This window comes from Streptomyces sp. NPDC016677, assembly GCF_055562815.1.
Map to the genome: position 1 here is coordinate 144,634 of NZ_JBVHEO010000004.1, position 26,317 is coordinate 170,950.

At 70.3% G+C, this 26,317-nt stretch carries 25 protein-coding genes and 2 pseudogenes; 17 read left to right on the forward strand and 10 right to left on the reverse strand.

The window, feature by feature from the left end:
• The first annotated feature begins 4 nt into the window (after nucleotides 1–4).
• Together ACZ3IG_RS14065 and ACZ3IG_RS14070 are read left to right on the forward strand one after the other, a co-directional pair.
• Nucleotides 5–403, forward strand: coding sequence for an OB-fold nucleic acid binding domain-containing protein (locus ACZ3IG_RS14065; protein ID WP_467431843.1), 399 nt, complete (start codon nucleotides 5–7; stop codon nucleotides 401–403).
• A gap of 3 nt (nucleotides 404–406) precedes the next feature.
• Nucleotides 407–1,186: a DUF3159 domain-containing protein gene (locus tag ACZ3IG_RS14070; RefSeq protein ID WP_467431845.1), complete on the forward strand. Its 780-nt coding sequence runs from the start codon at nucleotides 407–409 to the stop codon at nucleotides 1,184–1,186.
• Between the two features lie 223 nt (nucleotides 1,187–1,409).
• Here the strand turns inward: ACZ3IG_RS14070 and ACZ3IG_RS14075 are convergent, their stop codons facing one another.
• The gene (locus ACZ3IG_RS14075) at nucleotides 1,410–2,087 is read right to left on the reverse strand and encodes a potassium channel family protein (RefSeq protein ID WP_215172653.1); all 678 of its coding nucleotides are present in this window, start codon (nucleotides 2,085–2,087) and stop codon (nucleotides 1,410–1,412) included.
• Nucleotides 2,087–2,758, reverse strand: a complete 672-nt coding sequence (locus tag ACZ3IG_RS14080) for a potassium channel family protein (protein WP_189421006.1) — start codon at nucleotides 2,756–2,758, stop codon at nucleotides 2,087–2,089. The genes ACZ3IG_RS14075 and ACZ3IG_RS14080 overlap by 1 nt, the downstream gene beginning before the upstream one ends.
• Before the next feature lie 581 nt (nucleotides 2,759–3,339).
• Between ACZ3IG_RS14080 and ACZ3IG_RS14085 the strand changes: the two genes are divergently transcribed.
• A complete protein-coding gene (locus ACZ3IG_RS14085; RefSeq protein ID WP_467431846.1) occupies nucleotides 3,340–5,400 on the forward strand; it encodes an APC family permease in 2,061 nt (686 codons plus the stop codon).
• A gap of 51 nt (nucleotides 5,401–5,451) precedes the next feature.
• Nucleotides 5,452–6,792, forward strand: coding sequence for a class I SAM-dependent RNA methyltransferase (locus tag ACZ3IG_RS14090; RefSeq protein WP_467431847.1), 1,341 nt, complete (start codon nucleotides 5,452–5,454; stop codon nucleotides 6,790–6,792).
• Nucleotides 6,793–6,954: 162 nt separating this feature from the next.
• Here ACZ3IG_RS14090 and ACZ3IG_RS14095 read toward each other — a convergent pair whose 3' ends face one another.
• The 3 genes and pseudogenes from ACZ3IG_RS14095 to ACZ3IG_RS14105 form a co-directional block, all read right to left on the reverse strand.
• Entirely contained in the window at nucleotides 6,955–7,863 is a 909-nt protein-coding gene (locus tag ACZ3IG_RS14095; RefSeq protein ID WP_467431848.1) for a phosphotransferase family protein, read from the reverse strand.
• Nucleotides 7,864–8,149: 286 nt separating this feature from the next.
• Nucleotides 8,150–9,421, reverse strand: a pseudogene (locus tag ACZ3IG_RS14100) (IS1380 family transposase); the annotation flags it as partial.
• A gap of 575 nt (nucleotides 9,422–9,996) precedes the next feature.
• Complete coding sequence (locus ACZ3IG_RS14105) at nucleotides 9,997–10,368, reverse strand: beta/gamma crystallin domain-containing protein (RefSeq protein WP_467431850.1); 372 nt, start codon at nucleotides 10,366–10,368, stop codon at nucleotides 9,997–9,999.
• Nucleotides 10,369–10,808: 440 nt separating this feature from the next.
• Between ACZ3IG_RS14105 and ACZ3IG_RS14110 the strand changes: the two genes are divergently transcribed.
• Nucleotides 10,809–10,982 carry a hypothetical protein gene (locus ACZ3IG_RS14110; protein WP_467432486.1) on the forward strand — a complete coding sequence of 58 codons (174 nt, stop codon included), beginning with the start codon at nucleotides 10,809–10,811 and terminating at the stop codon, nucleotides 10,980–10,982.
• Between the two features lie 118 nt (nucleotides 10,983–11,100).
• Here ACZ3IG_RS14110 and ACZ3IG_RS14115 read toward each other — a convergent pair whose 3' ends face one another.
• Both ACZ3IG_RS14115 and ACZ3IG_RS14120 read right to left on the reverse strand, forming a co-directional pair.
• Entirely contained in the window at nucleotides 11,101–11,373 is a 273-nt protein-coding gene (locus ACZ3IG_RS14115) for a hypothetical protein (RefSeq protein WP_467431852.1), read from the reverse strand.
• 31 nt (nucleotides 11,374–11,404) lie between these two features.
• Nucleotides 11,405–11,680 (reverse strand): annotated as a pseudogene (locus tag ACZ3IG_RS14120) (NUDIX domain-containing protein); the annotation flags it as partial.
• Nucleotides 11,681–11,892: 212 nt separating this feature from the next.
• On the opposite strand from ACZ3IG_RS14120, the gene ACZ3IG_RS14125 reads away from it, so the two are divergent.
• Together ACZ3IG_RS14125 and ACZ3IG_RS14130 are read left to right on the forward strand one after the other, a co-directional pair.
• A complete protein-coding gene (locus tag ACZ3IG_RS14125; protein ID WP_467431855.1) occupies nucleotides 11,893–12,858 on the forward strand; it encodes an RNAseH domain-containing protein in 966 nt (321 codons plus the stop codon).
• A 439-nt stretch (nucleotides 12,859–13,297) separates the two neighbouring features.
• Entirely contained in the window at nucleotides 13,298–13,552 is a 255-nt protein-coding gene (locus ACZ3IG_RS14130) for a hypothetical protein (RefSeq protein ID WP_467431857.1), read from the forward strand.
• Nucleotide 13,553: 1 nt separating this feature from the next.
• Here ACZ3IG_RS14130 and ACZ3IG_RS14135 read toward each other — a convergent pair whose 3' ends face one another.
• Complete coding sequence (locus ACZ3IG_RS14135; protein ID WP_467431859.1) at nucleotides 13,554–14,192, reverse strand: TetR/AcrR family transcriptional regulator C-terminal domain-containing protein; 639 nt, start codon at nucleotides 14,190–14,192, stop codon at nucleotides 13,554–13,556.
• 465 nt (nucleotides 14,193–14,657) lie between these two features.
• Between ACZ3IG_RS14135 and ACZ3IG_RS14140 the strand changes: the two genes are divergently transcribed.
• The 8 genes from ACZ3IG_RS14140 (at nucleotide 14,658) to ACZ3IG_RS14175 (ending at nucleotide 21,749) form a co-directional block, all read left to right on the forward strand.
• Complete coding sequence (locus ACZ3IG_RS14140) at nucleotides 14,658–14,867, forward strand: hypothetical protein (RefSeq protein ID WP_467431862.1); 210 nt, start codon at nucleotides 14,658–14,660, stop codon at nucleotides 14,865–14,867.
• A 31-nt stretch (nucleotides 14,868–14,898) separates the two neighbouring features.
• Nucleotides 14,899–15,189, forward strand: a complete 291-nt coding sequence (locus ACZ3IG_RS14145; RefSeq protein WP_467431863.1) for a hypothetical protein — start codon at nucleotides 14,899–14,901, stop codon at nucleotides 15,187–15,189.
• Nucleotides 15,190–15,229: 40 nt separating this feature from the next.
• A complete protein-coding gene (locus ACZ3IG_RS14150; protein WP_467431865.1) occupies nucleotides 15,230–16,447 on the forward strand; it encodes an FAD-dependent monooxygenase in 1,218 nt (405 codons plus the stop codon).
• Nucleotides 16,448–16,452: 5 nt separating this feature from the next.
• A complete protein-coding gene (locus ACZ3IG_RS14155) occupies nucleotides 16,453–17,670 on the forward strand; it encodes an FAD-dependent monooxygenase (RefSeq protein WP_467431867.1) in 1,218 nt (405 codons plus the stop codon).
• An 843-nt stretch (nucleotides 17,671–18,513) separates the two neighbouring features.
• The gene (locus ACZ3IG_RS14160; protein WP_467431869.1) at nucleotides 18,514–18,885 is read left to right on the forward strand and encodes a beta/gamma crystallin domain-containing protein; all 372 of its coding nucleotides are present in this window, start codon (nucleotides 18,514–18,516) and stop codon (nucleotides 18,883–18,885) included.
• Between the two features lie 117 nt (nucleotides 18,886–19,002).
• Nucleotides 19,003–19,605 (forward strand): hypothetical protein, encoded by a 603-nt coding sequence (locus tag ACZ3IG_RS14165; RefSeq protein ID WP_467431871.1) that lies wholly within the window; start codon nucleotides 19,003–19,005, stop codon nucleotides 19,603–19,605.
• 666 nt (nucleotides 19,606–20,271) lie between these two features.
• Nucleotides 20,272–21,111, forward strand: coding sequence for an NADPH-dependent oxidoreductase (locus tag ACZ3IG_RS14170; protein ID WP_467431873.1), 840 nt, complete (start codon nucleotides 20,272–20,274; stop codon nucleotides 21,109–21,111).
• Between the two features lie 32 nt (nucleotides 21,112–21,143).
• Nucleotides 21,144–21,749, forward strand: a complete 606-nt coding sequence (locus ACZ3IG_RS14175) for a TetR/AcrR family transcriptional regulator (protein ID WP_467431875.1) — start codon at nucleotides 21,144–21,146, stop codon at nucleotides 21,747–21,749.
• Between the two features lie 201 nt (nucleotides 21,750–21,950).
• Here the strand turns inward: ACZ3IG_RS14175 and ACZ3IG_RS14180 are convergent, their stop codons facing one another.
• A complete protein-coding gene (locus ACZ3IG_RS14180; protein ID WP_467431877.1) occupies nucleotides 21,951–22,841 on the reverse strand; it encodes a LysR family transcriptional regulator in 891 nt (296 codons plus the stop codon).
• Between the two features lie 114 nt (nucleotides 22,842–22,955).
• On the opposite strand from ACZ3IG_RS14180, the gene ACZ3IG_RS14185 reads away from it, so the two are divergent.
• Nucleotides 22,956–23,996, forward strand: coding sequence for a zinc-binding dehydrogenase (locus tag ACZ3IG_RS14185; RefSeq protein ID WP_467431878.1), 1,041 nt, complete (start codon nucleotides 22,956–22,958; stop codon nucleotides 23,994–23,996).
• A gap of 350 nt (nucleotides 23,997–24,346) precedes the next feature.
• Here the strand turns inward: ACZ3IG_RS14185 and ACZ3IG_RS14190 are convergent, their stop codons facing one another.
• Entirely contained in the window at nucleotides 24,347–25,474 is a 1,128-nt protein-coding gene (locus tag ACZ3IG_RS14190) for a saccharopine dehydrogenase NADP-binding domain-containing protein (protein WP_467431880.1), read from the reverse strand.
• 120 nt (nucleotides 25,475–25,594) lie between these two features.
• Here ACZ3IG_RS14190 and ACZ3IG_RS14195 point away from each other — a divergent pair, with 120 nt between their 5' ends.
• Nucleotides 25,595–26,182 carry a TetR/AcrR family transcriptional regulator gene (locus ACZ3IG_RS14195; protein ID WP_467431881.1) on the forward strand — a complete coding sequence of 196 codons (588 nt, stop codon included), beginning with the start codon at nucleotides 25,595–25,597 and terminating at the stop codon, nucleotides 26,180–26,182.
• The last annotated feature ends 135 nt before the right edge of the window (nucleotides 26,183–26,317 follow it).

Here is a 26,317-nt window from a genome sequence, read left to right on the forward strand (position 1 = left end):
AGGTATGAGTGCTGTTCCTCGTTCCGGCAAGCCGACGGGCCGGTTCCGGCGCATGTTCGACCGGCTCTCCTCCTCGCAGGAGGACCTGGAGTCGGAGGAGCTGCGGGAGGACACCGAGACCACCGGCTGCACCCGCATCGGCGACTGCCAGGACCGGCAGGTCGTCTCGGTTACTGGTACCTTGCGCACGGTCACGCTGCGTCCGCGGGCGGGAGTCCCCGCGCTGGAGGCCGAGCTGTTCGACGGCTCCGCGGCTTTGGACGTCGTGTGGCTGGGCAGGCGTTCCATCACGGGCATAGAACCGGGACGCAAGCTCATCGCATCGGGCCGGATCTCCATGAGCCGGGGCCGCCGGGTGCTGTTCAACCCCAAGTACGAACTGCGACCCCTCGGACGGGAGTAGCCGGTGACGTCCCTCGACAAGCCGACTGAGGACATTGAGGACACGGGAGCGGACGACGCGCGGGCGGTGACGGAGGCCGCCCTCTTCGAAGCCTTCGGCGGCGTGCGGGGCATGATCGAGACGGTTCTGCCGGGTCTGCTCTTCGTCACGATCTACACGGTCAACAAGGACCTGCGCATGTCGGCGATCGCGGCGCTGGCCGTGTCGATCGTGCTGGTCGTGGTCCGCCTGGCGATGAAGGACACCGTCAAGCACGCCTTCAGCGGCGTCTTCGGGGTGGCCTTCGGCGTCGTCTTCGCGATGATGACCGGCAACGCCAAGGACTTCTACCTGCCCGGCATGCTCTACACCTGCGCGCTGGGGCTGGCGTACATCGTCACGACGCTCGCCGGTGTCCCGCTGATCGGCCTGATCCTCGGCCCGGTCTTCAAGGAGAACCTCTCCTGGCGCACCCGCAACCCGGGCCGCAAGAAGGCGTACGCCAAGGCCAGCTGGGCCTGGGGGCTGATCCTGCTCGCCAAGTGCGCGATCCTCTTCCCGCTGTACTGGTGGGCGGACACCACGGAGCTCGGCTGGGTCCTGGTGGCCCTGAAGATCCCGCCCTTCCTGCTCGCCGTCTGGCTGACCTGGGTCTTCCTGGCGAAGGCGCCCGCGCCGATCGACGTGTTCGCGGAGATGGAGGCGGAGGAGGAGCGGCAGAAGGCCGAGGAGGCGGAGCGGGCCGCCCTCGGCACGTATCCCGAGGGCACGCATCCCGAGGGCGGCCGTCACCGCAAGGGGTGACGAGAGCGCCCCGCAAGGGGCGCGGGGCTGTGTCCGACACGCGGCTCCGCCGCCTGGGCGGCGGCCGGCCGCGACGCGCCCGCGACTGACGTCACCGCGGACCGGGCGCCCGGAACACCGCAGGCCGCGACGCGCCCGCCACTGACGTCACCGCGGACCGGGCGCCCGGAACACCGCAGGCCGGGGGCGTCCCGGGACGCTCCGGGCGCCCCCGGGCCCCCGCTCAGCCGGCGGAGCCGCCCCGCCGCGCCGACAGCAGGTCCTCCAGCTGTCCCTCCCGGTCCTGTGCCGCGACGAAGAGCAGTTCGTCGCCCGACTCCAGCGAGTCCTCCTGCGACGGCGCCAGGACGCGGGTACCGCGGATGATGGTGACCAGGGAGGTGTCCTCGGGCCACTGCACATCGCCGACCCGCGTGCCGGCCAGCGCGGACTCCTCCGGCAGCGTCAGCTCCACCAGGTTCGCGTCGCCGTGGCTGAAGCGCAGCAGCCGCACCAGGTCGCCGACGCTCACCGCCTCCTCGACCAGGGCCGACATCAGCCGCGGCGTGGAGACGGCGACGTCCACGCCCCAGGACTCGTTGAACAGCCACTCGTTCTTGGGGTTGTTCACCCGGGCGACGACGCGCGGGACGCCGTACTCGGTCTTGGCCAGCAGGGAGACGACCAGGTTGACCTTGTCGTCGCCGGTCGCGGCGATGACGACGTTGCAGCGCTGGAGCGCGGCCTCGTCCAGGGACGTGATCTCGCACGCGTCCGCGAGCAGCCACTCCGCCATCGGCACGCGCTCGACCGAGATGGCGGTCGGCGCCTTGTCGATGAGCAGGATTTCGTGCCCGTTCTCCAGCAGTTCGCCCGCGATCGAACGTCCGACCGCGCCGGCTCCGGCAATGGCGACCCTCATCAGTGACCGCCCTCCTCTTCGGGACCCTTGGCGAACGCCGCCTCGACCTTGTCGACCTCGTCGGTGCGCATCATCACGTGCACCAGGTCGCCCTCCTGCAGCACCGTCTGCGAGCTGGGCAGGATCGCCTCCCCGAGCCGGGTGAGGAACGCCACCCGCACGCCCGTCTCGTCCTGGAGCCGGCTGACCTTGTGGCCGACCCAGGAGGCCGCCGTGTGCACCTCGGCGAGCTGGACCCCGCCGGTGGGGTCGCGCCACAGCGGTTCGGCGCCCGAGGGCAGCAGGCGGCGCAGCATCTGGTCGGCCGTCCAGCGGACGGTCGCGACGGTGGGGATGCCCAGACGCTGGTAGACCTCGGCGCGGCGGGGGTCGTAGATGCGCGCGGCGACGTGCTCGACGTCGAACATCTCGCGGGCCACCCGGGCGGCGATGATGTTCGAGTTGTCCCCGCTGGAGACGGCGGCGAAGGCCCCGGCCTCCTCGATGCCGGCCTCGCGCAGGGTGTCCTGGTCGAAGCCGACGCCGGTGACCCGGCGGCCGCCGAACGAGGAGCCCAGGCGGCGGAAGGCGGTGGGGTCCTGGTCGATCACGGCGACCGTGTGCCCTTGCTGTTCCAGGGCGTGGGCGAGAGCGGAGCCCACGCGCCCGCAGCCCATGATGACAATATGCATCGCGTCACACCGTGCTTCCTGCGGGCCTTCTGACAGGCCTTCCGGCCTGCGTTCCTGTCTTGCTCATGTCTCTCTTTCGGCTCACCTGGCGGCATGGTGCGGCCAGTGCGCGGGCCGCGGGGGACCATCATGCCGGTGACCGTCGGCCCTGACCCCTCCAGGGGCCCGGGACGCCGGGTTCCCCCGTCCGGGACCAACGTATCGGCGGGGTGCGGGGCGGGGGAGGGTACGGGGCCTCGGGTCATGGGCTGCTGGCTGCTGACTACGGGCGGGCCGGGGGCCGGCGGCGCCCGATGCTGCGCACGCTGGCACGGGTGAGGAATCCGAGGCCGACGAGTGCGGCGAGGGCACCGATCAGCTCGGCGTGCGCGGGCATACGGCCTCCCGGGTGGCGGCGAAGGGCCGCTGAAGTGGCGAAATTCGCATGGGTGGAACGAGTTTTGTCATATAGACACACCAAGCCCGTCACCTGCGGAATCCGTAGCCGCACGGCCCTGTGATTTCACCCGGAGGGCAGAGGACGGCCGCGGCGGGGGTGGCGGGTGGGCGACCCCCCGTTCGAACGCTTACGATCCTCTGTTGTGTCCAAACTGACCGACGTGCCCAAGCGGATTCTGATCGGGCGCGCACTGCGCAGTGACCGGCTGGGGGAGACCCTCCTGCCGAAGCGCGTCGCCCTCCCCGTCTTCGCCTCCGACCCGCTCTCCTCCGTGGCATATGCCCCCGGCGAGGTGCTGCTGGTCCTTTCCATCGCGGGCGTGTCGGCGTACCACTTCAGCCCCTGGATCGCCGTCGCGGTGGTCGTGCTGATGTTCACCGTGGTCGCGTCCTACCGGCAGAACGTCCACGCCTACCCGAGCGGCGGCGGCGACTACGAGGTGGCGACCACCAACCTCGGCCCCAGGGCCGGCCTGACCGTGGCCAGCGCGCTGCTGGTCGACTACGTCCTGACCGTGGCCGTCTCCATCTCCTCCGGCATCGAGAACCTGGGCTCGGCGATCCCGTTCGTCGTCGAGCACAAGGTCTTCTGCGCCCTCGCCGTCATCGTGCTGCTGACGCTGATGAACCTGCGCGGCGTCAAGGAGTCCGGCAAGCTCTTCGCGATCCCGACGTACGTCTTCGTCGCGGGCGTCTTCATCATGATCGTCTGGGGTGCGTTCCGCGGCGCCGTGCTCGGCGACGACATGCACGCGCCGACCGCGGACTACGAGATCAAGCCCGAGCACCAGGGCCTGGCCGGCTTCGCCCTGGTCTTCCTCCTGCTGCGCGCCTTCTCCTCCGGCTGTGCGGCGCTCACCGGCGTGGAGGCCATCTCCAACGGCGTCCCGGCCTTCCGCAAGCCCAAGTCCAAGAACGCGGCGACCACCCTCGCCATGATGGGCCTGCTCGCCGTCACCATGTTCTGCGGCATCATCGGCCTGGCCATGGCGACCGACGTCCACATGGCCGAGAACCCGGCCGCCGACCTGATCCACAACGGCGTCGCGGTCGGCGCGGACTACGTCCAGAACCCGGTGATCTCCCAGGTCGCCGAGGCCGTCTTCGGCAAGGGCAGCTTCCTCTTCATCGTCCTGGCCGCCGCCACCGCGCTCGTCCTCTTCCTCGCCGCGAACACCGCGTACAACGGTTTCCCGCTGCTCGGCTCGATCCTCGCCCAGGACCGCTACCTGCCCCGCCAGCTGCACACCCGCGGCGACCGCCTCGCCTTCTCCAACGGCATCGTGCTGCTGGCCGGTGCCGCCATGCTGCTGGTCTGGATCTACGGCGCCGACTCCACCCGCCTGATCCAGCTCTACATCGTCGGCGTGTTCGTCTCCTTCACGCTCAGCCAGATCGGCATGGTCCGCCACTGGAACCGCCACCTGGCCACGGAACGGGACCAGGCCGCCCGCCGCCGCATGGTCCGCTCCCGCGGCATCAACGCCTTCGGCGCCTTCTTCACCGGCCTGGTCCTGGTCGTGGTGCTCTTCACCAAGTTCACGCACGGCGCCTGGGTCGCGCTGCTCGGCATGTGCATCTTCTACGCCACGATGACCGCCATCCGCCGGCACTACGACCGGGTGGCCGACGAGATCGCGCCCCCCGAGGGCCCCGACACCGATGACGTCGTCCGCCCCTCCCGCGTCCACTCCGTCGTCCTCGTCTCCAAGATCCACCGCCCGGCGCTGCGCGCCCTGTCCTACGCCAAGCTGCTGCGCTCGGGCAGCCTGGAGGCGCTCAGCGTCAACGTCGACCCGGCCGAGACCAAGACGCTGCGCGAGGAGTGGGAACGGCGCGGGATCGACGTACCGTTGAAGGTGCTGGACTCGCCGTACCGGGAGGTCACCCGCCCGGTGATCGAGTACGTCAAGAGCCTGCGCAAGGAGTCGCCGCGCGACGCCGTGTCGGTGATCATCCCGGAGTACGTGGTCGGCCACTGGTACGAGCACCTGCTCCACAACCAGAGCGCGCTGCGCCTCAAGGGCCGCCTGCTGTTCACCCCGGGCGTCATGGTGACGTCCGTCCCCTACCAGCTGGAGTCCTCCGAGGCCGCCAAGCGGCGGGCCCGCAAGCGCCAGGACTGGAACGCGCCCGGCGCGGTCCGGCGCGGCCCGGCCCACGACCACCACGACCGGGCCAAGGAGTCCTCGCGGTCGACGTAGACTGGTCGGCTGTTGTCGTCACTCGCCCCCTTTCACTGGAGTCACCCCGCCATGCAGGCAGAACAGAACACGTCGCCGGCCGGGTCGCTGGTAGGGGAGGAGTACGAGGTCGAGGTCGGCCCCGTCGCCCACGGCGGCCACTGCGTAGCACGCACCGCCGAGGGCCAGGTGCTGTTCGTCCGGCACGCGCTGCCCGGTGAGCGGGTCGTGGCCCGGGTCACCGAGGGCGAGGAGGGTGCCCGCTTCCTGCGCGCGGACGCGGTCGAGATCCTGGACGCCTCCAAGGACCGTATCGAGGCCCCCTGCCCCTTCGCCGGCCCCGGCCGCTGCGGCGGCTGCGACTGGCAGCACGCCAAGCCGGGCGCCCAGCGCCGCCTCAAGGGGGAGGTCGTCGCCGAGCAGCTGAAGCGGCTCGCGGGCCTCACCCCCGAGGAGGCCGGCTGGGACGGCACGGTGATGCCGGCCGAGGGCGACAAGCTGCCCGCCGGCGAGGTCCCGGCGTGGCGCACGCGCGTGCAGTACGCCGTGGACGCCGACGGCAACGCGGGCCTGCGCCGCCACCGCTCGCACGAGGTCGAGCCGATCGACCACTGCATGATCGCGGCGCCGGGCGTCTCCGAGCTGGGCATCGAGAAGCACGACTGGGCGGGCATGGAGTCGGTGGAGGCCATCGCGGCCTCCGGCTCCCAGGACCGCCAGGTGATCCTCACCCCCCGGCCGGGAGCGCGGCTGCCCCTGGTCGAACTGGACCGTCCGGTGTCGGTCATGCGGGTCGGGGAGAAGGACGGGGGCGTGCACCGCGTCCACGGCCGCCCCTTCGTCCGCGAACGCGCCGACGGCCGCACCTACCGCGTCGGCAGCGGCGGCTTCTGGCAGGTCCACCCGAAGGCCGCCGACACCCTGGTGACGGCGGTCATGCAGGGCCTGCTGCCGCGCAAGGGCGACATGGCGCTCGACCTGTACTGCGGTGTCGGCCTCTTCGCCGGCGCCCTCGCCGACCGCGTCGGCGACACGGGCGCGGTCCTGGGCATCGAGTCCGGCAAGCGGGCGGTGGAGGACGCGCGGCACAACCTCGCCGGGTTCGACCGGGTACGGATCGAGCAGGGCAAGGTCGAGGCGGTCCTGCCGCGCACGGGCATCTCGGAAGTCGACCTGGTCGTTCTGGACCCGCCGCGGGCCGGTGCGGGTCGCAAGACGGTGGAACACCTGGCGTCGCTGGGCGCGCGGCGGATCGCGTACGTGGCCTGCGATCCGGCGGCGTTGGCCCGGGATCTGGGGTACTTCCGGAGCGGGGGGTATCGGGTGCGGATGCTGCGGGTGTTCGATCTGTTTCCGATGACGCACCATGTGGAGTGTGTCGCGATCCTTGAACCGGCCGCGAAGGGCTTCTGACCTGCGGTTTTTTGCGTGCGCATTATGTGCGGTGTGGGCGTTACGGGCGACATCCTGACGCTGAAATGACGCTCGGCGCAATTCCTCAGCGTCTGCTCGATTCCCCCACTTGATTGAGCGGTGAACGGTGAGGCCGGGGCAGCGCCCCGGGACCGCTTGGGATCAGCCCAACGCGTCCATCAGGGCCGTGACATAGGCATCCAGCCGTTCCTCCACGGCTCGCCTCGTCAGCTCCGTCCTGCCTGCCTCGCGCCACGGCCGCGACACCAGGTGCACTTCCTCCGAGCAGGCCAGCCCGTCCCGTACCTGCCAGTACAGCCGCTCGTCCGGGGCCGCGGCCAGCGTCCCGCCGGCCTCCTCGTACGCCTCAGCGAACCGCAGACCCCACGCCGGTCCGTGCAGCAGCGCGAGACTGGTGGCGCAGTGCGCAACATCGAGGTCCGCAGGGCCCCAAGAGGTCGCCGCCCAGTCGACGACGCCGGTGATCCGGGCCCCTGCCGGGTTTGCAGGCGGCACGTCGAACAGCACATTGCCGGGTTGGAAGTCCCGGTGCAGAAATCGCCCCTCGTAGGGCGGCGCGGGCCTGCGGATCACGTCGATCGCCGCGGCCCATGCCGCCGCGTCGGCGCCCCGCGGGACGACGACGGTGTCGGCGGTCGTCAGCGTCACGTACGTCGGGGGCCGCTCGTCGGGTCGCAGCGCGTGGATCGCCACGAGCTGGCGGGCCAGCAGCGGGACGCGCGTCTCCACTCCCTCGTCGTCGAGGATCGTCCGGCCCGGAAGATGCGTCATGAGGAGAGACGGATACTCGCAGTGCGCGGCGGTCGGATCAACCGCGACCAGTCGAGGAGCCGGCACGTCGGTTCCCTCGAGCAGGGCCAGAGCGCCCGGCTCCCTACCCATCGAGTCCTCGGCGTGCACGTAGAACGGGTCGACAATGCTCCGCAGCACCAGATCACGGGTGCCGCCGTCCCGCGTGCTGATGGTCAGCCTCCGCATCACGGCGGTGATGCCGCCGTGCAGCGCCTCGGTGCCAACAACTCGTTCGCCGGCCTTTAGGTGCCGGCTCACCCAGGCCAGCGTCAATGGTCGAACAGCCGCCGCTCCATCGTGGTTGGTCACCGTGCCACCTCATCATCCGGACGGTGCCTCCGAACAACCCGACAACCTCGATTCCGACAACCCACTTGCCTAGCCTCGAAGTTTCGTGACGGTCCACCGACGGAGTCGGTGGGCCGTTTTCGTGCTGTGGGCTGAGGCGGGGCAGGCCGAGGGCCCGAGTGTCGTCTCGGGGCGGCGCCGGGTTCCACTGCTCCGGATGAGTGTGGTGCTGTCGTTTGGTTGGGGAAGCCACTGGTCAGCCGGGGTTCGGCAGGAGTGCGCGCCGTTCGAGTGCGGTGGTGATGTGGCGGGTCCAGGGCCAGTGCCGGGTCAGGCGAAGGATTCGCCGGCGGCCGGTGGCCGCGAGTTGTCCGGCCGCGGAGAACAGCCGGAGCCGCAGGCGGCGGGGCTCCCAGAGACGGGCCTTGCCGGTCAGCGCGAGCATCGGCAACCAGGCGAGCAGGTCGAGAGCGATCTGCACGATCTCCAGCCAGATCCGGTTCTGGGCGGTGCGCTTCAAGGGCAGGTTCCGCAGGCCGGTGGCCCGGGCGGCCCTTATACGGTCCGCTGCCCTCGCCCGCCGGCGGTGACGCAGCTCGAGGTCGGCGATCGGCCGGTCGGTGGTGTTGGTGGCGAAGCAGGTCAGCCGCATGCCGTCCGCGTCCGTGAGCCTCAACTGGGCCCCGGAACGGGGCCGTTCCTTGCGGACGATCAGTCGCATGCCCTTGGGCCGGCCGTCCAGGACGTCGCCGGTGAGTTCGGCGACCCAGGCCCCGCCCCGGACCTCGCCGTCCGCCTCGACGGCCGGTGTCCAGGCGGAGGCGGGGATCTTCAGGACGTGCTGGTGGACCTGCTCGGTGATCACCATGCCGACCGAGTAGGACAGCCACCGTCCCCGTCGGGCCAGCCAGGTCACGAAGTCGTGGGTGCCGCCCGCGGAATCGGTGCGGACCAGGGTCCGCCGGCCGCGCCGGAACCGGGCCGGCACCTGGGCCAGGGCGAGTTGGGCGGTGGTGACGTGGTCGGCGGCGGTGGTCGATCCTGCGTTGCCCGGCCTGAGCAGGGCCGCGACAGGCTCCCCGGTACCGCCGGGGCCGTGGTCGGCGAACGCCATGAGCGGGTGATGGCCGTAGGTCCGCTTCCGGGTGGGTGCGGCGTCCTCCTTATCGGAGTGCGCGATCACCAGCACTCCGTCGAGGTCGACGGTCACCGTCCCGCCCGAGTCGGGCGCCGCCTGGCCGGCCAACTGCCAGACCCGCTGCCGTGCTTGGGCCCGCGCGGAAGGGATGGCCTTCAGGGCCTTCTCGCCGGAAGCGGCAAGGGTGTCGATGAGGCGGGAGACCGTCGGGTCGGAGGCGACCGGCCCGAACACGGCCGGCTCGGCCCGCGGCATGCCCACGTCCGCGAGACAGTCCCCGCCCGAGGCGACCGCCAACGCGACGTCCAGCAGAATCTTCCCGGGATCATGGACGGCCCGCGGCTTCCGCCATGGCGACAGCGCCGCAGATATCGCCCGGTCAAGGCCGCTGGCATCTGTCGCCGGTGCACGGTCACGGCGGCGTCCACAACGTGCGCGCGTCAGCGCCGCCGCCGATCGTGCTGCTCCCGCATAGCGTGACCACCGGCGCACTTGTCGCGCTTGCGGCGGCGTTGGTCGCGTTGGCGGAGCACCGGTACGACGAGCTTCCAGTGAGCGTGCACTGGCTGCTGTGCGCGAGCTTCGCGGTGTACGTACTCGTCGCCTGGCCGGTGGCCGCGCAGGCCGCCGAAGGCCCGCCGCTCGTCGGTCAGCCCACTCCCTTGCGCATACCTCATGCAGTCGGCATACCGCAGGGATCACGGGCCGTCAGCCCCTCCGACACCAGGCTTCGAAGCTCAGTACTCTGTCCCTACGAAAAGAGGACCCAGCCCGGAACAGTGGAACCCGGCGCCCACCCGACGTGACATTCGGGCCGCTGAAATGTCCGCTATCAGCCCCCGGAAGCGAAACGGTCCACCGACTCCGTCGGCGGACCGTCATGCAAGATCGAGGTTAGATAATTCCACCACAAGCGATGATCGACAGATCGTCCGTCGTGCGGTGAGTGGCCGGGGAAAGTCCTCTTACAGGATTTCGATCCGGTCGACAAGCGGCGGCCTGTTGGGGAACGTGATGATGAAGTTCTTGGGGTAGCTGACGACTGCGCTATTGCTGTCGTAGTACTTGACATTGTTGTTTCCGGTGGAGATCTTGTCGACCCACACGGCCTTTTGCGTCGGCCACTTTTGTGTGAAGTCGTGGACGCCCCTGTTCGCGAAGCAGAAGGAAGTGTAGACTCGGCCGCTCGGCCCCTCGTAGTGGGCGTCAACCGTCAGGTAGTCGGACGGGCCACAGTTCACTTGGTCGATGGCGTGTGCCGTTCCGACTGGTATTACGGCGCTCATGACGGCCGCTGCGGCTATCGGAAGGGCGATCCGAAGCTTCTTGGAGAGCACTTTTTCGCTCCTTTTTCTTTGAGGGGGCAGGTCGTTCAGCGTGAGCACTTGTCGTGTGCAATGTAAGCGAGAAGCTCTTTTGCCTAATGTCAACTTGCAGTGATCATGCTAGAAGTGTGATCGTCGCGCTGTCAACGGCGGTTTCTCGCTCCATCATTCAGCCGTGTGCAGGCGTCGGCGAACTGCTGGAACGCGACTTATGCCCGCCTGCGCCGACGCGGCCGACCGGTGCACGTTGCGTCGAAATGATGCCACTGGACGGCGGATTTTTGGCTTGTTCCTTTCGCTTCCAAGTGAAGCCGGAGGCGGATGAGCGATTGTCGGACCGGATCGGGTTTCGAGCAGGAGCTGACCTTCGAGCCGTGCGAGCCCCATGCGATCAACGAGACCGATGCGGAGACGCCGCCGGCCACAGCGTCCACCCCGACCCCGCCCTGAACATGTTGGCCACCCCCGACGGCGACCGTGACACAGCCCCGCGCTACCTCACCCACCTCGCCGAACGGGCCTCGGCCGCCGAGACCAGCAGCACGCCACCGGCCTGGCTGACCACTCCACGGCCGCCGCCCTCGACGCGGACACACGGATACGAGCCGATGCGCTTCTTCACCTGACGAGTGCAGCTTTCTTGACGACGACCCGGACCCCAGACAAGTCCAATCGTTCCAGGTCAGGTGCAGTCCTCACCTCTTTGATCACGCTACGGACAGACTCGCTCGTGAACGCGCAAGGCTAATGAACGGCCAGGACGTGCCAGGTGGACGGCGCGAACGCGGAGTCGGGGTGGCGCAGCCCGAGCAGCACCGTCCCGTCGGGGCGTTCCAGGTAGAGGTGGACGCCGATGATGTTGGGGACCGTGCTGTGCGGCGAAGTCAGACGTTCCTCCTCGGGTTCCGGCCCGCTCTGGGCCGCCGGAAGGCTGGCGGCGTGGCGCCGTACGAGGTCGCTGGTCGTGTCCGCGATGCGCAGGCGGTGGAGGTCGTCGGGAGCGAACCCAGCGAGCATTACTCCTTCGGTCAGATGGAGTTCGCGCGGGTCGCCGTTCCAGCGGCCCGCGTAGATGGCGATGGGTACGGTCGTACCGTCGTCGTGGGAGGCGTACTCGGTCCGCGTACTCGGTTCCGAACGGGGACAGGTCGGCGAGATCGAGGCCGGCCTCCTCGGCCAGTTCGCGCCGCACGGCGTGTTCCAGGGTGGCCTCCTGGGGCTCTCGGCCACCGCCCAGCAGGGACCACATGCCCGGCTCCCAGATCTGACCGGGGAAGTAGTCGCGGAGATGGGGCAGGTACTCGCCGCGGTCGTTGTAGATCAGGGCCGAGGCGTCGTCTCCGGCTCGACTTGGGGCTCCGTCAACGTGTACTTCACCGCGGCGGCTCCTCGACGGTCCGTGGACGGGAGGGCCAACTCAGGGCCGCTATAGACGTCTCGTGTGCAGAGGTGCTTCGTACGGGTGAATCGGGCTGTCAACAACCACGGCCGCTACAACGGCGATGTAGGAGGTCGGGGGATCCCCCCTCCCATCGGGTGGGAGCCGGCATTCCGGGCGACCTTCAGTACGCGGCGCTCTGGCTCGTACGCCACACCAGGAAGGGGCCCACGCGATGCCCCGTCCACCGGCTGGTGGCGGTGCGGGTGCGCCCCGGGGACGGACCGGGCGTCACCGAGGGGTGGGACGCAGAACGAGCCGCATGGGTGCCGTATCCGAAGCTGTTGCTGCTGCTCTCCCAGGCACGCGAACCGGCGGCGAGCGGCGGGAAGGAGATCGGCACGGGGAAGCTCGTCGATGACTCGGCAGCCCCCGGAGGATCCCGGCCCGCTGCCCGCCCGGGCGTGGAGCAGGACAGGCAGCGGGAGACCGAGCGGCAGATCCGGGCACTGCTCTTCCAGCTCCGCGACCGTCCGACGCTGCTGCTGGCGGACGCCGGCAATCTGCGTCAGTGCTGGCCTGGCCTGCGCAACGGTGCACTGGACCGCGACATGCTCGGCTTCGGGGCCGAACCCGCCCAGCGGCACACGCTCTACGGCCATGACCTGCGGGTACTGCTCGTGCGGGACGCCAACGCCCGGGGTGAAGTGGCGGAGTGGTACGCCCACGACACCGAGGACGGGGTCGGCTTCGCCGAGGGTGTGTGGGGGACGGCGGATACGGAGGGCCGTGTCTTCGCGAGTACGGCCTCGAAGCCGCACACGGTGGCCAAACTGCCGAAGGGGCTCATGAAGCTGGTGCCCACGGCACAGGGCCGGACAGCGCCCGGGAAGACCGCGTGGAACCCCGGGCAACTGGAGATCACCGTGCTCGGCTGTCTGTCGGAGAAGGCACTGACGGACTCGGGGCGTGCGGGTGACCCGCCCGACCGGCCGGCGGAGTGGGCGACGCTCGCGCACCAGCTGCGTTACCACGACGACTACCCGCCGCTCGCCCGGCCTCTCCCGCTGCACCTGGCGCGTCTCGCCGGTGAGTACGTGCTTCCGGTGGCCGGAACGAAGTGAGCGGGGAGTACGTCACCGCTTCCTGAGCGAGGTGCCGCCTGCATGGGGCGGCCCAGACGATCGACGCTGCCAAGAATCGATGCTTCCCTCGTGTGGGTGCCGAAGCCTGCGCCTGACCACGGTGGACGACGTCTGGCGCACTCCTTGCTGGGGTCACTGGGCGTCATTGTTCTCTCCGCCGTGACGCTCGTTCGACGCTCTTGGCGCCTGGTGGCTCCGAGGCGGAGACGAGAGACCTCACCTGACCTGCGGTTCGCCCGTGCGCATCAGGTGCGGTGTGGGCGTGGCCCATCGGGAGGGGCCCGCTCGGGCGTCCGGCCAGTGTTTCCTTTCCTGAAGCGTCTCGCGTGTCGTGGTCGCGCTACCGACTTCGGCTCGCAGGAGTCGGCCTATCAGTGGCACCGGTTGTGACGGGACGGTGGTGTGCAGGCGGAGCAGCGTGCGCGCGACCGTCATGGCACCGCCCGAGACCCACGGTGTGATCGGCAGCCTGGTGGCGGTCGTGCTCTGCGTCGGGTCGGTCGTGCTCGACTTCGTCGGCGTGATGCCGCTCAACGCGACAGCCACCGACTCGCTCGTCGCGGGGGTCGCCGCGAACTCCCTGGCCGGGGTGCAGCTCCGCATCCTGAGGGGTGGCGCGGCGCTCGTCGCGGCCGCGGTGCTCGCGACGGTGCTGGTGCGCAGGCGCGGGTGAGTCACGTGTCCAGCCGGGCGGCGATCCCGTCGAGGACCATGCCGAGGAGCCGTTCGAACCGCCGGTCGCCGTCGTCTCGGAGGTGCCCGGCCTCCTTGACCAGTGACGCGCCTTCGCCGAGCCAGGCGTCGCGCTGGTCGATCGAGTAGCGCGACGGATCGGCCCCGGCGGCCTGACGCCTCTCCTGCTCCTCAATGACGAAGCCGACGGCGAACGCGGTGACCAGGTCGATGGCGTCGTCCGCGTCGGCGGGCTTCCAGCCGGACGCGGTCCAGCGTGCGAACAACGGCTCCTTCATGCGGATCACGTCCGGGTCGGTGATCCGCGTGCCGCTGAAGATGCGGGCCCCGTCGCGGTGGAGCAGGTACTCCGAGCGCAGCACGCGGGCGTAGGCGGCGAGGTCGTCGCGCCACCCGTCGCCCGGCGGGACCGCGGCGAGGGCGCCGGCCACGCGGCGCATGACCTCGGTGGCCATCTCGTCGAGCAGCTCCTGCTTGTTGCGCACATGCCAGTAGAGGGCGGAGGGGCGGACGCCCAGCCGGGAGGCGAGCGCGCGGACGGTGAGGGCGTCCGTGCCCTGGTCGTCGAGGAGTTCGAGCGCCGCCGTGACGATCTGCTCCCGGGTGATGCCCTTGGTCATGGTTGACAGCTTAACAGCGTTCAGTAATGCTGGTAGCAGCCTTGAACTTAGTTAAGGAGAGCCCGTGATGCGTGCTGCAGTCGTCACCGCGCCCGGTGCGTCGCCCGTCTGTGCCGACTTGCCCGAGCCGACGGTCCCGCCCCGTTCCGAGCCCCCGCCCCTCCTCGGAGCCGGCCTGGACGACACCGTGCGCGGGCTGGCCACCTGGCGGCGCTACGGCCGCGGCCGGATGAGGTGTCCGCCGGTACGGGCGACTGGTCCGCACCGGGCGCGCGCGTCCGCACTTCGAGACGACGGCCGAGCGGCTGGTCGCTCCCTTCCAGGCGGAGGTTCCGGCGGCGGGGGGCGGATCCACTCGCGATCGCCGCGGGCATGAACCCCGGCCTGTCGGGCTGGGATGGTCCCCACCGCGCGACGCAAGGAAGTGGGGGCGTCGGGCACCGTGCTGGTGCTGGGCGCCACAGGATGTCGGGCAGCCTCGCCGTGCCGGGGGCGCCGGCTTTCCGGGCGGAGGGGATCATCGCCGCCGGGCGCCATCCGCAGGCGCCGGAGCGACGGTGCGGCACGGGAGCGACGACCGTGCCGGCGGCCCAGGACGGGCCCGACGGCCCGGAGAAGGCCCTGGCCGACGCGGTGTCCGAGACGTCGCCCGGTCTCGTGCCGGACTGCCTGTAGGGCCCGACACCGAGGCCGCCTTCGCCGCGCTGTGGCGCAGCGGCGAGGACACCGAGGCGAACAGGCCTACGCGCAGATCGGCTCGCTCCGGGGCCTGGAGGCGTCGCTGCCCGCGGGCCTGCTGCGCAGCCGGCGAATCCGGATCACCGGGAGCGGCGTCGGATCGCGGTCAGCCGAGGAGATGCTCGCCGAGGCGCCCGCAGTCATGGCCCGCTTCGCCGACGGGCCCCTGCAACCGCCCTGCACCGCGTTGCCGCTGAGCCTGGCCGGCGAGGCACGGGCACACACCGGCCGCAGCCGCGCCGTCGTCGTGCCGGATTGAGTCATCCATGCATCAGAAAGTGATCGGAGAAAGGAAAGCCATGCAGAAGAGGGCATTAGTGGTGGGGCTCGGGATCGCGGGGATGTCCGCGGCGATCGGGCTGCGCCGGGCCGGTTGGACGCCGGTGATCGTCGAACGGGCACCCGAGCGACGCACCGGGGGCTACTTCATCTTCATGTTCCCGGAGGGCGTGCGCGCCGCGGCCGACCTGGGGATCGCCGACCACCTGCACACCCGCAACCCGGAATGGCGACCGGGCGGGAACTCGTGGTCGGTGGATCGCCGGGGCAGGCGGAAGCCGGCTCTGGGATTGCTGGACGCGCCCAGCGGGCTGGCGGCGGTGCTGCGCAGCGACATCGAGGCCGCGTTGTGGCAGGGCATCACCGGCGACGGGACCGAGGACGCGGTCGAGGTGCGGTTCGCGACCACTCCGGTCGAGATCACCGAGGGCGCCGACGGGGTGCGGGTCCTGCTGGAGGACGCCGGCACCGGGAAGCAGTACCGCGAGGACTTCGATCTCGTGGTCGGCGCCGACGGGATGCGTTCGAGCGTGCGCCGGATGGTGTTCGGTCCGGACGAGGACTACCTGGCGAACTGGAAGGCGATGATCTGCGCGTTCCAGATGAAGGAGCAGGTGCCCACGTACGAGGCGAGCGACAGCATCATCGTCTCGCGCCCCAAGCGTGCGATGTGGGTGTTCGGACTCGCCGACCACGCGCCCTGCGCGTGGTTGACCTACCGCACCGAGGACATCCCGGACCGGTTCGCCGGGTCGTCGATCGAGCAGGTGCGCGCGGCCTTCTCCGGGATGGACGACGACCCCGTGGTGCGTCACGTCCTGGACTCCCTGGAGCAGGCCCCTGACCACGTGTTCGACTCGATCCACCAGGTGAAGATGGACCGGTGGAGCAAGGGGCGGGTCGTGCTGGTGGGGGACGCGGCCTGGTGCATGAACACCTACTCGGCCATGGGCTCCTCGTCCTCGCTGCGCGGCGGCGCCGCACTGGGCGCGGCCCTGCGGGAGCACCCCGGCGACCTCGCCGCCGCTCTGAACGCCTGGGAGGCCGGGCTGCGTCCTTACATCACCAGCCAGCGGCGCTCCGCACGGATCAAGCAACAGCGGTTCGTACCGTCCAGCCGCCCGGTCCAGGTGCTGGTCTCGGGCGTTCTCGAACTGATCCGCAAGGTCGTCCACCGCCGGCTGGCGGCGGAATTCACCGCGGCGGCGGCCGCTGCCCCGTCCGTCACGGCGCGGTGACGGCCATGGGGAAGAGGGCGTTGGTGGTGGGGCTCGGGATCGCGGGGATGTCCGCGGCGATCGGGCTGCGCCGGGCCGGTTGGACGCCGGTGATCGTCGAACGGGCGCCCGAGCGGCGCACCGGGGGCTACTTCGTCGGGCTGTTTCCGGAGGGCCGGCAGGCCGCGGTCGACCTGGGGATCGCCGACGACCTGCACACCCGCAACCCGGAACGGCGACCGGGCGGGAACTCGTGGTCGGTGGATCGCCGGGGCAGGCGCAGGCCGGCTCTGGGATTCCTGGACCAGCCCGGAGAACCGGCAGCGGTGCTGCGCGGCGACATCGAGGCCGCGTTGTGGCAGGGCATCACCGGCGACGGGACCGAGGACGCGGTCGAGGTGCGGTTCGCGACCACTCCGGTCGAGATCACCGAGGGTCCCGCCGAGGTGCAGGTCCTGCTCGAGAACGCCGAGACCGGTGCCCAGTACCGCGAGAGCTTCGACCTGGTGGTCGGCGCCGACGGGATGCGTTCGAGCGTGCGCCGGATCGTGTTCGGCCCGCACGAGGACCACCTGACCACGTGGGACGCGATGATCTGCGCCTTCCAGCTGAAGGAGCAGGTGCCCACGTACGAGGCGAGCGACAGCGTCATCATCGCGCGCGCCAAGCGGGCGGTGTGGGTGTTCGGGCTTGCCGACCACGCGCCCACCGTGCTGCTGACCTACCGGACGAGGGACATCCAGAAGCAGTTCAGCGGATCGCGGGTCGAGCGGCTGCGCGCGGTCTTCTCCGGGATGGACGACGACCCCGTGGTGCGTCACGTCCTGGATTCCCTGGAGCAGGCCCCTGACCACCTGTTCGACTCGGTGCACCAGGTGAAGATGGACCGGTGGAGCAAGGGGCGGGTCGTGCTGGTGGGGGACGCGGCCTGGTGCATGAACCTCTACTCGGGCATGGGCGCCACGTCCTCGCTGCGCGGCGGCGCCGCACTGGGCGCGGCCCTGCGGGAGCACCCTGACGACCTCGCCGCCGCCCTGGACGCCTGGGAGGCCGGGCTGCGTCCGTTCATCTCCAAGCACCAGCGCACCGCGCGGCTCAAGCAGCAGATGTTCGTCCCGTCCAGCCGTCGGGCCGAGGCGCTGCGCTCGGTCCTCGTCGGTCTGGTCCGCAGGATCCGCAGCCGTCGGCCGGCGGCGGAGGCGGACGGGCCGCAGGCCATGGCGCGGTCCGGCACGTCGCGGTGACGACGGTGCCCGCGCCGACGAGGGACGATGCGGGTCGCCGGAGCCTGGTGAGCGGGCAGTGTGGTGGCCGGGGCTCGCGCCCCTGCTCGTGACGGATTCGGTCCCGCCGATGATGCTGGGAAAGCTCGGTCCGATCCGCTTCCTGCTCCTGCACGGCAGCATGACCTACGGCCGGCGCGGCGCCCTGGGGTTCTTCGCTTGCGCGTATCCGGTGGCGTTCGCGTTCGGGGCGCTGGCCATGCGACGGGGTTCCCCTTCGGCTTCTCCACGACGGGCCCGGTCCACCGGGCCGCGGTGTTCGGTCCAGTGGCCCTGGACCCGGCCGTCTCCCGTCTCATCGGCACACCCGCGTCCCGCAGAAATCGGACCAGCACAACGAGGAGACATCCGTATTGGCGTCAGCAGCCGTACCTTATTCACGCTCACTCTTATGCCGGGTCTCGCCCCTCAGGCCTGCTCGCCCTTATTTCCTGTACCCCCGGTCATTTCCCCGAGGGAAGACGGCGGTTTTTGGGGCAACGCGTATCGAGGAGTGAAAAGAACAAGCCAGGCGTAGGCCGCCGGGTGGCGTCATTTCCATGCGGTGCGCACCGGTCGGTCACACCGGTCGGCGATGCCTGCCGCGACGCGCAAAATGCCGGGGCCATACAGGCCACCGGCGACTCCGGCATGGCCTCAGCGCAACCTCAATGCCATTGCGGAAAACCGCCGTTGACAATCTCGTGACCATGCTTTTAGCGTGAATACCGCATGCCGGCAGGTGAACTGTCCGTCGATTTTTTTGCGCCACGACAAGCTCTCGCCGGCCGGCCGGTTACCTCCCCCAAAAAAAGGAGTCAGAGGATGCTGTCCAGGAAATTGCGTCTCGCCCTTCCAGTAGCCGCGGCCGCCGTCATGGCCGCCGTCATACCGACCGGAGCAGCACACGCCATCGACAAGGTCAACTGCGGCCCGTCCGACTATCTGCGAGCCGATGTGCACGGCCAGACCTGGGGCGGCGGATCCTTCGACTTGAGTTACTGCTTCGCCAACAAGGGCACCTACAACTTCGAAGCGAGCGGGCCGGGCACCGCCGTGTGGGTCGACAAGATCTCCACCGGGAACAACAAGGTCAGGTACCACGACACGAACGGGACGATCATCGACTACCCCAAGCACTACATCATCACCTTCCCCAACCGGCCGCCCCACGTCGACTGGATCGAAATCCTGTAACGGAGTGGCGTGCCGCTGCCGGCTTCGCTCACCCGCGGCCCGGCAGCGGTACCCGTTCAGTGCGAAGTCGTGCGGCACCGGGCCGCCTTGGCCTCGCGCTGCCGCGAGTGCGCCTGCGTGGAACACGCGCGCCGTCGATGGGCGCTGAAGAACCCCCTGATCGCCGGGGAAGGCGAGGAACTCCTCCCGTGCGTGTCCAGTCGGCATGCGCAGGAGGAGTTCGCATCGGCATCACCGGCCGGGCCGATCCACTGGTTGGACCGCCGGAGAACGTCCGGCGTGCCGACCGGACGGAGCGCCGCGCGGACAAGTCGCCCCTCACCCCTGCCGAACACGCCCACTGGTACTCGCCGCACAGGCGTTGACATCACCGTCGCGTCATCGGGCGGGCTGATGCGGCAGCTGAACCGGACGGTCCGGGAGACCTCACCGAGTATTGATCGACCCGAACTGGTGACACCCCAGGCGTGCCGCGGAATTGAGGACGATACTGCGGCACACTCATCGAGAAACGAGGAGAAATTGCTGAAATCGCTGGTGCGCAAGAACCTGGCCATCGGGCTGGTGATCACGGCCGTCATGACGACGCTGTCGGTGGTCATGGCGGACGACGGCAGCAAGATGGAGGAATTCAGGAGGTCGCTGATGGTGGGCTTTTTGGTGACGGGAGTGGTGACAGGGGCGACCTGGTTGCTGCAGCGGAAACGTTCGGCTCCGTGACGGGCGTTGGAGCACCGGCCCCACACGTGCCGGCGCTCCAACGGCATCACCTTGTGAGTGAGCCTCCTTCATTTCGGCGCGGACCGCGGTCGCGTTCAGCTGTTCCAGCGGGTGGACTGGATCTTCTTCCAGTGCCGGTGCGGGAGGTCTGCGAACGCGGTCAGCTCTTCCTCGGCCGCCAGCAGCAGCTCTGACCCGGGCCCCGTTCGACAGGCACTCGTGGGACAGCAGCGCCGAGGCGCATCACGCGGCCTTCCTCGCCCTGTCGGAGGGCCGGGACGCTGCCCGACGGCCGTACGCGCGCGCCCGCGCCGCCCTCGACGCCTTGGCTGACGACGCGTCGTGGTCTCCGTACGTCATCCGCTCCAGAGGGCGGGCCCCCTTCACGTACGACACCGCCGCCGGCCCTACCGGCCTTGGCACGCCGGACGCTGTGGCTGAGGATCCGAGCCGTCGGGGAGCAGGCCGACTACGCCGGCGACTCCGCCTGAACCGGCTGCTCGCCCACTGGTCCGACGGCTCCCCCCAACCTCGGCCGAAGCCGTACGCGGCCCGTCGGGCGGGGTCTGTCCAGCTTCTTGCCGACAGGCCGGGCCAGCGGGGAATGGACCCGGCCTGCTCATGGTTGCCGTAACCGAATCTGATTCGGATAACGGAAGGACAGCCATGACCGACTCCTCGCGGCGGGACGCACTCCTGGAAGCCCGCTACGGGCAGCAGGCGACGCCGGGGAACATCATCTGGAACGAGCAGATCGAAGCGCTGCTCGCGCACCGCTCGGTGCGCGCGTTCACCGACGAACCGCTGCCGGAAGGCGCTCTGGAGACGGTGGTGGCGGCCGCCCAGTCGGCGTCCACGTCGTCGAACCTTCACCAGTGGAGCCTCGTGGCCGTCTCGGACCCGGAGACGAAGGCCGAACTGGCGAGGCTGACACACGGCGTGGAGTTCGCCGGGTTCGACTTCGTCGCCCAGGCCCCCAGCGTGCTGCTGTGGGTGGCGGACATGTCGCGCACCCACGCGATCAGCGTCGAGCAGGGCGCCGAGCCCGTCGTCACCGACTACGTCGACGCCTTCCTGATGGCGTCGATCGACGCGGCCCTGGCCGCCCAGAACGGTCTCGTCGCGGCAGAGGCGATCGGCCTGGGAGGCGTGTACCTGGGCTCGCTGCGCAACCACGCCAAGGAGCTCGCCGACCTGATCGGACTTCCCGCGTACGCCTACGTCGTATTCGGCATGGCCATCGGCACCCCGGACCCGCACCGCCCCAGCGCGGTGCATCCCCGCCCGGCGCAGGACGTCGTGCTGCACCGCGAGCGCTACCGGACACGGCCGACCGAGGAGTGGATCGAGGACTACGAGACCGCGTTCAGGGACTTCCGCGCCGAGTACGGACTGCGTGACAAGACGTGGAGCCACTCCGTCGTGGTGGGCACAAGCCTGGCTTACATGGACGGGCGTGAGAACCTGCGTCGTACGCTGGAGGAGCGCGGCTACCTGCTGCGCTGAAGGGCATTCGACGGGAAGTGAGGGCGCCGGGCGTGGCCAGGCCGAAGACGCCGCTGTTGTCCGCCGAACGGATCGCGGACGGCGCGATCGAACTCGCCGACCGCACCGGTGACGTCCAGATGACTCAGCTGGCCCGGCACCTCGGCGTCGCCCCGTCCTCCCTCTACTCCCACGTCACAGGCCGGGCGAAGGTCATCGACCTCGCCCGGCTGCGGATGCTGGAACGGATGGAACCCCTCGGCCCCGCGGACGACTGGCGCGGAGCCGTGGCCAACCTGCTGCGCCGGCTCACCGCCCTGTACGCCAGACACCGACGCATCCTGCCGCTCCTGTCCACCACCGCGATGGCCTGCGACCGTTCCCTCGCGGTGTACGAGCCGATGTTCGCCGCACTGATCGAAGGGGGCTTCCGGCGAGACCAGCTGCGCCTGGTCGTCGCCGTGGTCGAGTTCCAGGCGTTCGGCCTCGCGCAGGGACTGCCGGCACCGGTCATGTCCGACCACATCCGCGAGACCCTTCCCGCCTACACCGCATCAGTGGACCACTCGCGCTACGACCTGGCCACCGCGACCGAGTTCTCCGTGGCCATGGTCATCGGCGGGCTGGAAGCGATCCGGGCCGACGCCGGTGGGCCGTGACACACTCCGGCACACGACACACCAGCTCCTTGGACGGCCCTCCCCGCAGGCCCCTGAGGGGCTGTCCGACGTCGCCGAGGGCCGCGACGTCCGACGCAGGTGCACAAGGCGGTCCGGGCCCGTGGCTTCCACCGCGCGGCGCGGGGCAGCGGGCAGCCTTTGCACACGCGGACGGCCCGGCCCCCCTACCCGGCGGCCGTGTCACCGCGGACGCGGGTCGACCAAGCGCTCGAAGGCACGGGCGGCTGCGCTGGGGGCGCGGTTGCCGGGCGTGGCCAGCGCGATCGGCCAGTCGAGGTCCGCGCCGGTGACGGGCAGCGAGACGAGGCCGGGGTCGGGCGCGACACTGCCCCGGGGCAACAGCGCGACGCCCAGGCCGTGACGGACGAAGTCGGCACCGGCACCGATGGCGGTGATCTCGATGGTGACGTGGCGTCGAAGCCCGGCCGCGGTGAACGCGCGATCCGTCACGACGCGGTTGCCGTAACCGGAGGGGAAGTCGATGAACGCCTCACCGGCCAACTCCCCGAGCGCCACCCGGCTCCGGTCGGCAAGCCGGTGGCCCGCGGGAACGACGAGGTCCAACGGCGTGGCGGTGAGGTCTCTCCACCGCGCGCTGGACGGCGGCGAGTCAGGAATCGACACGAACGCGAGGTCGAGCCTGCCCTCGGTGAGCGCGTCGAGGAGCCCGGGTGAGCCGCCGTCCGACGCCGCGGTGACCAGACGCACGGAGACGGCGGGGTGCTCGCGGTGGAAGCGGCCCAGCAGCGCCGGCAGGTCGATCACGCCGAGAGAACTCAGTGTCCCGACGCGCAGGGTGCCGCGGATGCCGCCGTTGACCTCGTCGACCGCGTCCCGTGCGTCCCGCACGGCATCGAGGGCAGCCCGCGCCTTCGGCAGCAACGCGCGCCCCGCGTCCGAAAGACCGACCCGCCTGGAGGTGCGCTCCAGCAGTCTGGTGTGCAGCTCCCCCTCCAGGGCCGCGATCGTCGCCGACACGGCCGACTGCACGACGTGCAGCCGAGCGGCGGCGCGCGTGAAACTCGACTCCTCGGCCACCGCGACGAAGCACTCCAACTGACGCAGCTCCATCTCCCCACTATCTCTCGAAGTGATGGCTGCGAGCGAAATCATTCGTTGGACGTGATCTGTCGGGCGGCGGAGTGTGGAAGGCCCACGAGCCCACTTCTCCAGGAGCCGACCGTCATGACCACCGCACTGTCCGACCGCCGCCACGCCCCCCGCACCCACCGCGAGATCCGGCTGGCGGCCCGCCCCGCGCCGGGGGCACCGCTCACGGACAGCCTCTTCGAGATCGTCGAGGTCCCGGCCCCCTCCCCACAGCCCGGCCAACTCCTCGTGCGCACCCGGGTGATGAGCGTGGCTGCCGTGATGCGGACGCTCATGGACGAGACGACCAGCGTGCCGATGCGCTCCTTCGCACTCGGTGCCCCGCTGTACGGCCCCGCGATCGGCGAGGTCGTGTCCGCTCCCGGCACCGCATTCGCCCCCGGCGACCTCGTACAACACGATCTCGGCTGGCGCGAGTTCGCCCTCCTGGACGCCACCGCCGCACAGCGCGTCGAACCCGGCCTGCTGCCCGACCCGGCCGCCTACCTGTCTCAGGGCCCCACCGCCTGGATGGCCGTCACTCGCGGAGCCGAGGTGGGCCCGGGGGACACCGTCTTCGTCAGCGGCGCCGCGGGCGGTGTGGGTTCCCTCGCCGGACAGGCCGCCCGGCTCCGGGGGGCCCGGCGGGTCATCGGCAGCTCCGGCTCGCAGCGCAAGGCGGACATCCTGCGCCAGGAACTCGGTTACGACGCCGTGATCCTCCGCGACGCGGGACCGGTCGAGGAGCAACTGCGCGTTGCGGCTCCCCAGGGCGTCGACGCGGTGATCGACACCGTCGGCGGCGAACAGCTCCAGGCTGCGATCGCCGTGGCGAACCGGGGTGCCCGTATCGCCCTCGTCGGGGCGCTGGGCGCCCAGCTCACAGGCTCCGGCACCCCGGCGACGGCCATCGACACCTTCTCTCTGCTGACCCGGAGCATCACGCTGCGCGGCACCGTCCTCCACGCGGACCACCTCGACCTGATTCCCGAGTGGCACCACCAGTTCGGCGCCGGACTGCGCGACGGCACGCTCACCTTCCCGCACTCCCGGCTGCACGGCCTGGACAATGCCCCCAGGGCCCTGCGCGAACTGATCGAAGGCCGCCACACAGGAGCGGTCCTGGTAGAGCTGTGAGACAGGAACTCACTGAGCCATCGCAAGCTCGGCAGGTGTGGCGGCCGTATGGGCGGGAGGCGGTCGGGGGCGGCACTCCGCGGCCGCGCCGCGCCGTATTCGGGACGCCGTCCTCGGACGACTCGGCTGTCTGAGCGTGACGTGCCTGCGCCGGCTGAGGCCGCGACAAGCGGAGGCAGGGAGGAGCCGGCAGCCGAGGGGTGGTTACGGCCCTGGTGAGGGCGGGCCCGCCCGCTTCGTACCGCCCCCGGGCTGCGGCACGAGGCGGGCGGGCCACCGGAGGGCGGACACTGATGCGTCGGCCCTCCGGTGCCCCATGCGCGGCCGGATCGGGACAATGCCGCACACCTTCAGTCGATGACCGATCCGCCCTGGGCGGGACGGGTCTCGTGAGGCAGGAGGATCTGTCCGCCCGCTTGTTCGGCGACGCCCGCACCGAACAGGGCGCCGGGTGTGTGGGCGCCCGGCCGGCCCTCGCCGCGGGCGAGCCTGGCGGCCACTGTTGCTGCCACCGAGGCGGTGTAGGCCATGCCGTCGTCGGCGCGCAGCCAGCCCTCGCGGCGGGTGCCGTCAGGCCAGGTGACGACCGCGTGTCCCCAGGAGTACCGGCGCGGGGCCGGGGTTTCTTTCATCTTGGCCTTGGCCAACTGGCTGACGGTGAAGCGTCGCAGCGGCTCGATGGACAGCAGCTTCCCGGCCAGCGGGGCCACGGTCCGCACGACGAGCGAGGTGGGGGCCATCCCGGTGGTCACCGTGACGGACGGTGCGTTGCTGGCCCGGTGCGCGGCGAGGAGCTCCGCGCTGGGAGCGCCGGCGGACTTCGCCTGCTGCCCATCGGGCAGGGTGAGGTTCTGGAGACCGGCGCCGAGACGTGCAGCGACCAGGCGGCCGTCGGTGTAGCGGCGTCCACCCGTAGCAAACATGTCGATCATGGAGGAGGCGAAGGCGGAGCCGACGACTCCGGCGCTGAGGGACACCGAGGCCAGGGCGTCGACGCGCACGGCGGCGGGGGCCGGGCGGTCCTCGCACAGCTTGATCACGACGGCTTCGGTGGCCAGCACGCCGAATCCGGCACCGGTCACCAGTGTGCTGCCCGCCTGTTGGGCCTCCTGGTCCAGGTCGAGCAGGCGGGGGACGGCTGTCAGATCCGCGGCCAGGTCGAGGTAGTGGCCGCCGGGCATGCAGGCCCGGGCGATGACCGTGGCCGTCTCGGTGTAGTTGCCGATGCCGTTGAAGACCACGGCAGGTCGCTGCCGAGTGATCTCGGCTGCGATGCCGTCGACGCCGTTGGCGATGACGACACGGCTGCCGAGGTCCGCAGCGGCCTTGCGCAGCCGGTCGCCGCCGCTTTCGCGACCGACGAGAACGGGCTTGAGTCCTTGAGCGGCGAGGTTCGCCGTGACGGCACTTCCGATGCGCCCGCCGGCGCCCAGGATCCAGATCTCTCCAGATCGTGCGCTCTGGGTGGTGTCAGTCATGGGCTTGCTCCTGTCGTTCGGCACGTGAGGTGATCGCCCGCTCCACAGTGATGTCTCACTGTGTCATTACCAACCCTACCATCGATGACACACTGGGACATCGCTTGATAGTGTCCGGCCATGGCCAGATGGGATCCCGGAACCGAGGAGCGCCTCACACAGGCGGCGCTCGAGCTCTACACGGAACACGGATACGACAACGTGACCGTGACGCAGATCGCCGAGCGGGCCGGGATCACCCGCCGCTCGTACTTCCGCTACTTCCCTGACAAGCGCGAGGTCCTGTTCGCCGGCTCGGAACGGCTGCCCGCCGCAATCCGCGAGGCGGTCCTCGATGTCCGCCCGGCCGCCTCCCCGTTGTCGGCGGCCCTTGAGGCCCTCGCCCAGGTCGGCGCCACTATCGTCGAGCACATCGGCCGCACCGCCGAACGCCGCGCAGTGATCGCCTCCAGCCCGGAGCTCCAGGAGCGGGAGCGCACCAAACTCGCCGCGGTTACCAGCGCGATCCACGACGCGCTCCTGCAACGAGGCGTCGGCGACGACAGTGCGAAACTGGTGGCGCAGATCGCCACCATCGCCTCCCAGAACGCCATCGACCGCTGGGCCGACGCGCGCGGCCAGGAGGACTTCGCGGCCTGCCTCCACGCAGTCGCCGCGTCACTCCGAGACGCGCTCACCGCAGACAATGAGGCCTTTCGCTCCGAGTGAGCACTCCACCACCAGCTGCCCTGCCGTCGAAGCCGTACCTCGGCTGTCGGCAACGCTTGTGGTCACTGCACCTGCGCCGTCCGCCAGGACCGCCGAAGCGGCCTGTGTACCCGCGGGCAAGAAAGAGCGATCCCG

Bases quoted from the DNA above. Each gene is read 5' to 3' on its own strand.
- ACZ3IG_RS14195 (WP_467431881.1), top strand. From the start codon at position 25,595: ATGGCCAGATGGGATCCCGGAACCGAGGAGCGCCTCACACAGGCGGCG.
- ACZ3IG_RS14140 (WP_467431862.1), top strand. From the start codon at position 14,658: ATGTCGGGCAGCCTCGCCGTGCCGGGGGCGCCGGCTTTCCGGGCGGAG.
- ACZ3IG_RS14185 (WP_467431878.1), top strand. From the start codon at position 22,956: ATGACCACCGCACTGTCCGACCGCCGCCACGCCCCCCGCACCCACCGC.
- ACZ3IG_RS14150 (WP_467431865.1), top strand. From the start codon at position 15,230: ATGCAGAAGAGGGCATTAGTGGTGGGGCTCGGGATCGCGGGGATGTCC.
- ACZ3IG_RS14115 (WP_467431852.1), bottom strand. From the start codon at position 11,373: ATGCTCGCTGGGTTCGCTCCCGACGACCTCCACCGCCTGCGCATCGCG.
- ACZ3IG_RS14180 (WP_467431877.1), bottom strand. From the start codon at position 22,841: ATGGAGCTGCGTCAGTTGGAGTGCTTCGTCGCGGTGGCCGAGGAGTCG.
- ACZ3IG_RS14190 (WP_467431880.1), bottom strand. From the start codon at position 25,474: ATGACTGACACCACCCAGAGCGCACGATCTGGAGAGATCTGGATCCTG.
- ACZ3IG_RS14155 (WP_467431867.1), top strand. From the start codon at position 16,453: ATGGGGAAGAGGGCGTTGGTGGTGGGGCTCGGGATCGCGGGGATGTCC.
- ACZ3IG_RS14110 (WP_467432486.1), top strand. From the start codon at position 10,809: ATGTTGGCCACCCCCGACGGCGACCGTGACACAGCCCCGCGCTACCTC.
- ACZ3IG_RS14170 (WP_467431873.1), top strand. From the start codon at position 20,272: ATGACCGACTCCTCGCGGCGGGACGCACTCCTGGAAGCCCGCTACGGG.
- ACZ3IG_RS14080 (WP_189421006.1), bottom strand. From the start codon at position 2,758: ATGCATATTGTCATCATGGGCTGCGGGCGCGTGGGCTCCGCTCTCGCC.
- ACZ3IG_RS14065 (WP_467431843.1), top strand. From the start codon at position 5: ATGAGTGCTGTTCCTCGTTCCGGCAAGCCGACGGGCCGGTTCCGGCGC.
- ACZ3IG_RS14090 (WP_467431847.1), top strand. From the start codon at position 5,452: ATGCAGGCAGAACAGAACACGTCGCCGGCCGGGTCGCTGGTAGGGGAG.
- ACZ3IG_RS14160 (WP_467431869.1), top strand. From the start codon at position 18,514: ATGCTGTCCAGGAAATTGCGTCTCGCCCTTCCAGTAGCCGCGGCCGCC.
- ACZ3IG_RS14075 (WP_215172653.1), bottom strand. From the start codon at position 2,087: ATGAGGGTCGCCATTGCCGGAGCCGGCGCGGTCGGACGTTCGATCGCG.
- ACZ3IG_RS14135 (WP_467431859.1), bottom strand. From the start codon at position 14,192: ATGACCAAGGGCATCACCCGGGAGCAGATCGTCACGGCGGCGCTCGAA.